The 4,558-nt window shown below is 70.2% G+C and carries 5 protein-coding genes; 1 reads left to right on the top strand and 4 read right to left on the bottom strand.

Annotated elements, in window-relative coordinates; genetic code table 11:
• Positions 1-2: 2 nt before the first annotated feature.
• On the top strand, positions 3-428 hold the full coding sequence (locus D7X12_RS39470) for a response regulator (protein WP_147443948.1): 426 nt from the start codon (positions 3-5) through the stop codon (positions 426-428).
• Between the two features lie 19 nt (positions 429-447).
• Here the strand turns inward: D7X12_RS39470 and msrQ are convergent, their stop codons facing one another.
• Genes msrQ through D7X12_RS39450 form a run of 4 tightly spaced genes read right to left on the bottom strand, consistent with a single transcriptional unit; the run spans position 448 to position 4,539 of the window.
• Positions 448-1,065 (bottom strand): protein-methionine-sulfoxide reductase heme-binding subunit MsrQ, encoded by a 618-nt coding sequence (msrQ, locus tag D7X12_RS39465; protein ID WP_120630302.1) that lies wholly within the window; start codon positions 1,063-1,065, stop codon positions 448-450.
• A 3-nt stretch (positions 1,066-1,068) separates the two neighbouring features.
• On the bottom strand, positions 1,069-2,058 hold the full coding sequence (gene msrP, locus D7X12_RS39460) for a protein-methionine-sulfoxide reductase catalytic subunit MsrP (protein ID WP_120630301.1): 990 nt from the start codon (positions 2,056-2,058) through the stop codon (positions 1,069-1,071).
• Positions 2,059-2,091: 33 nt separating this feature from the next.
• Positions 2,092-2,817: a fatty acid desaturase gene (locus D7X12_RS39455; RefSeq protein WP_120630300.1), complete on the bottom strand. Its 726-nt coding sequence runs from the start codon at positions 2,815-2,817 to the stop codon at positions 2,092-2,094.
• Between the two features lie 9 nt (positions 2,818-2,826).
• Positions 2,827-4,539 carry a DUF8614 domain-containing protein gene (locus tag D7X12_RS39450; protein WP_120630303.1) on the bottom strand — a complete coding sequence of 571 codons (1,713 nt, stop codon included), beginning with the start codon at positions 4,537-4,539 and terminating at the stop codon, positions 2,827-2,829.
• Between the last annotated feature and the right edge of the window lie 19 nt (positions 4,540-4,558).

Below are 4,558 nucleotides of genomic sequence, written 5' to 3'. Positions count from 1 at the left end.
AGATGTGTATAAGGAGACAGACGGCCTCGGGGAATGGCCCGCAGCGCGTGCTGCTGGTGGACGACAGCCGCTCCATCCGGACGCTGCTGAAGATCTACCTGATGGCCCGCAGCTTCGAGTTCCTGGAGGCCGAGTCCGCGGAAGAGGGACTCAAGGTCGCGGAAGCGGAGCCGGTGGACCTCATCCTCACGGACTTCCACATGGACGGGATGAACGGCGCGGACTTCGCCGGACAGATTCGCGCCAGCGCGAACGCCCGGCTGTCCAAGGTCCCCATCCTGATGATGACCGGCGATCCGAACGTGGCGGAGGTGCGGGCGCTCGGTCAGAAGGCCGGCATCAGCGCGTTCGTGCGCAAGCCGGTGAGCTGCGCGCAGCTGATGACGCTGGTGGACACCATCCTCCCGCTGCCCCGCGCCGCGAAGTAGCGGGCTGGCGAGCGACGCCTCAGGCCGTGCGCTGCGCGGCGGCGAGCGCCCGGCGCTTGCGCACGGCCTCCCCCACCCGCACGGCCAGCAGCAGCGCCAGCACGGCCCCGTAGAGCGCCGGCTCCGTCACGTCCTTCTTCACCCGCCACACGAAGTGCACCACGCCCAGCACCGCGGCCACGTAGGCCAGCCGGTGCAGGCGCTGCCACTTCGGGAAGCCCAGCCTGCGCACCTGGCGGTTCGTGGAGGTGACGGCCAGCGGCACCAGCAGCACGAACGCGGTGAAGCCCACGGTGATGAAGGGCCGCGTCACCACGTCCTCCACCATGGCGCGCACGTCCACGCCCTGGTCCAACACCGCATACGTGAGGAAGTGCGCGCCCGCGTACGTGAACGCCAGGAGCCCCAGCGTGCGGCGGATCCGCGCGGGCCACGTCCAGCCGGAGACGAGCCGCACGGGCGTGCACGCCAGCGACGCGAGCAGCATCGCGAGCGCGAAGAGGCCCGTCTGGTTGAGGGCGAACTCGATGCCGTTGGCCCCGAGTTGCCCCTGGGCCCCCTGCACCGCGAGCTGGGCGAGTGGCGCCAGTCCCCCGACAGCGACGGCGGGGTTGAGCCAGGGTTGCTTGGAAGCCATGCGCTAGAAGTCCCGCTTCAGGTCCATGCCACGGTAGAGGTCGGCCACCTGCTCCGCGTAGCCGTTGAAGGGCAGCGTGGGCCGCCGCCCGCTGTCGCCGATGCGGCGCTCGGAGGCCTGGCTCCAGCGCGGGTGGTCCACCTCCGGGTTCACGTTGGCGTAGAAGCCGTACTCCCGCCCGTTGGCCAGGTTCCACGTCGTGCGCGGCTGCTCGCGCGTGAGCGTGATGCGCACGATGGACTTGATGCCCTTGAAGCCATACTTCCACGGCACCACCAGCCGCAGCGGCGCGCCGTTCTGCGCGGGCAACTGCTTGCCGTACAGGCCCGTGGCCAGCAGCGTCAGCGGGTGCAGGGCCTCATCCAGGCGCAGGCCCTCCACGTAGGGCCAGTCCAGCACCGGGCTCTTCTGGCCGGGCATCTGCTCCGGATCCTCCAGCGTGGTGAAGGCCACGTACTTCGCGAAGGACGTGGGCTGCACCTGCTCCAGGAGCTTGCCCAGGGGGATGCCCAGCCACGGAATCACCATGGACCAGGCCTCCACGCAGCGCATCCGGTAGACGCGCTCCTCCAGGGGGAAGCTGGAGATGAGCTGATCCACGTCCACCGTCCGCGGCTGGTGCACCTCGCCGTCGACGACGACGGTCCACGGCCGCGTCTTCAGCGTGTGCGCGCGGCGGGCCGGGTCGTTCTTGTCCAGGCCGAACTCGTAGAAGTTGTTGTAGGTGGTGATGTCCTCGTAGGACGTGCGCGGCTCGGCCGTGTCGAAGGCGCCCCGGGCGGGGACCACCGGCTGCGCCACCGCGCCCGCGTCCGGCACGAAGCCGTCCATGGGCTGCGTCCGCTTCAGGCCCAGCAGGTACAGCCCGCCTCCCACCACCGCGGCGGTGCCCGCGAACAGGCCCGCGTTCTTGATGAGCTCGCGGCGGCGCAGGTAGAGCTTCTCGGGCGTTACCTCGGAGCCAGGGGGCTCGGGGGGGAGCTTGTCGCGCATGGCCCCTCTATAACGCCCCAGCCGCCCTTCCGGTTACAGCCGGGCGTCCTTCACCCGCCACAGCCGCCACCAGGGCGTGCCGGGGGACTCGTGGTGCTCCCAGTGGTAGCCGAAGAAGAAGCACGACAGGAGGGCCCACAGGTGGTTGCGCGGCAGGGTGCGCGCGTGGTGCGGCGCCATGGCCTCCGTGTCCGGCCGCCGGTGGGGCCGCCAGGTGCCGAAGTAGAAGAGCTGCACGGTGGCCAGCACCGACGGCAGCACCCAGAAGCCCAGGATGCGCGCCTGGGACACGCCCAGGAGGAGCAGCGCGTTGAACTTCAGCGCCATCACCAGCAGCTGCGGCCACGTCGTGTAGCGCACCATGAAGGTGCCGAACCACGGCCAGAAGGCCTGGGTGCGGGTGGCGAAGTCCGGGTCGTGCTCCCCGGTGGGGTCCGCGTGGTGGGCGCGGTGGTTCACCACCAGCCGCCGGTAGGACAGGCCCGCGAAGAGGAAGCAGGCCACCGTGCCCACCGCCGCGTTCACCCGGCGGTGCAGGGACACGGTGCCGTGCATGGCGTCATGGCCGGTGATGAAGAGGCCGGTGGACAGCCACATCTGGAGGAGGACGTGCAGCCAGGTAAGCGGTGAGTCCCATGGCCGCGCGGGCCCGGCCAGGAGCCAGGCCAGGTGCCCACCCCACGCGCCCAGGACGGTGAGGGCCAGGACGATGCCCCACGGGTCGGGGGGCATGTGACGGGGGTGGGACGGAAGCGCCATGGGCCTTCCCTAACGCTCCTTCGTCCCGGCTGCCGTGGGAGCGGCGGCGGGCAGGCCGAAGTCCCGCACCAGCGCGTCGGCGGTGACGTAGCGCGGCTCGATGTCCACCGGCACGTTCTTCAGCCGCTCCAGCACCTTCTGCACGGAGGGCCGCACCACGCCCTGCTTCGCGAGCAGCGCTTCCGCCGCCGCGCGGTCACCCTTCGCCTGGAGGGTCATCAGCTGGGTCGTCAGCGCGTTGATGGAGGCCTGCATCTTCTCCGGCACCACCTCGAAGGTGCCGTCCGCGTTCACCTTCACCGCGCCGGTGTCGAGGAAGTGGTTGAGCTGCAGCGCGATGCCCTTGCCGTGCGCCTCGTCGATGCCGAAGCGGATGGAGCGGAACGCGGACGCGAGGAACGTCGTGTACATGGTGCGCTGGAGCCCCTTGTCCAGGGTGCCCTTGTCCACCAGTCGCTGGAGCGCCCACAGGCCGGAGATGTCCGCCTTGGCCTCCTCGATGGCGCTGGAGGACGCCTGCAGCGCCTGCCGCACCGTCGTCTGCTTCCCGGCCACGGTGACGTTGTGGGGCCCCAGGCCGTGCATCAGCTCGTGCATGAGGATGTGCGTGAAGAAGGCGTCGAAGGCCACGTCCTTGCGGTCCTTCGCGGGCAGCGCCACCTTCGCGATGGGCAAGAGCACGCGCTGGAACTTCGCCTCCTGCACGTTCTTGAGCATCACGCGCTTGGTGCCCTTCTCCGCCGCCACGCGCTCGTCGTTGGGCAGGTTGAAGGCCGCCGTCTGCACGCCCCGGTTGCCGTCCCCGGAGGAGTACAGGCTGTTGATGACGCGGATGGGGGCCAGGGCACCCAGCTTCGGGTTGCGCAGCGCGGGCTCGATGGGGAGGTTGTTCTCCAGCTCCTGCAGCTCCGCGCTGAACTTCGCCAGCTTCTGCGTCTCCACGTCGTCGCGCACGCCGATGAACGCCTCGAACGCGGCCTTGTAGTTGAACCAGCCGTCCTCGTAGACCTCATAGGGCCCGATGGTGGGCTCCACGCTCGCGTCCAGCTCCATCCACGCGACCTCGCTCGCGTAGTAGTCGTTGGACAGGAACGCCGCCGCGCGCTTCTCCAGGAAGGCCTTGAGCGTGGGCTGCTGGGTGAGCGCCGCCGCCTCGCGCAACAGCTGCGCGGCCTGCCCCAGCTCGCCCTGGTATTCGATGCTGTAGGGCACGCTCACGAACTTGCCGTCCGGCCCCTTGCGAATCGTGGTGAAGAAGCCCGTGGCCGCGGGCTGCTGCGCCTCCGGCAGCCCCTTCACCCACGCCTCCACCTCCGCCTTGGTGGCGCCCGCGGGGTAGAAGTTCCCCTCCTCCGGCTTCGCCGGCACGCCGGGCAGGAACGCCTTCGCCTCGTCCAGGCGCGACCAGGGGCCCTTGTTGAGCAGGAACGCGTGCAGCCGCTCCTTGCCCAGGGGCGTGGTGTCCTTCACCAGGTCCAGGAGCAGGGTCTCGTTGCCCGCCCACGCCTGGCGCAGGAAGAGGGGGTCCATCAGCTTCGCGGCCTGGACCACCTTGGTCAGGGCGCGCTTCTCCGCGTCCGGCAGCTTCGAGACGTCCACCTTCAGGTCCACCGGGACGAAGCGCGCGGTCATCCGCTTCAGCGTCGGGGCGTCGGGCAGACGGGCGGGCGCTTCCGTGGCGGGGGCGGCGCTCGACAGGAGCAGCGCGCCCAGGAGGGGCAGGAGGGTACGGGTGTGGGAC

It is taken from the genome of Corallococcus sicarius, from assembly GCF_003611735.1.
In the GTDB taxonomy this organism is placed as follows: Bacteria; Myxococcota; Myxococcia; order Myxococcales; family Myxococcaceae; genus Corallococcus; species Corallococcus sicarius.
This window is presented reverse-complemented; position numbering and strand designations above follow the sequence as displayed.

Coding starts and splice junctions, on each gene's coding strand:
- msrP (WP_120630301.1), bottom strand. CDS start 2,058: ATGCGCGACAAGCTCCCCCCCGAGCCCCCTGGCTCCGAGGTAACGCCC.
- D7X12_RS39470 (WP_147443948.1), top strand. CDS start 3: ATGTGTATAAGGAGACAGACGGCCTCGGGGAATGGCCCGCAGCGCGTG.
- D7X12_RS39455 (WP_120630300.1), bottom strand. CDS start 2,817: ATGGCGCTTCCGTCCCACCCCCGTCACATGCCCCCCGACCCGTGGGGC.
- msrQ (WP_120630302.1), bottom strand. CDS start 1,065: ATGGCTTCCAAGCAACCCTGGCTCAACCCCGCCGTCGCTGTCGGGGGA.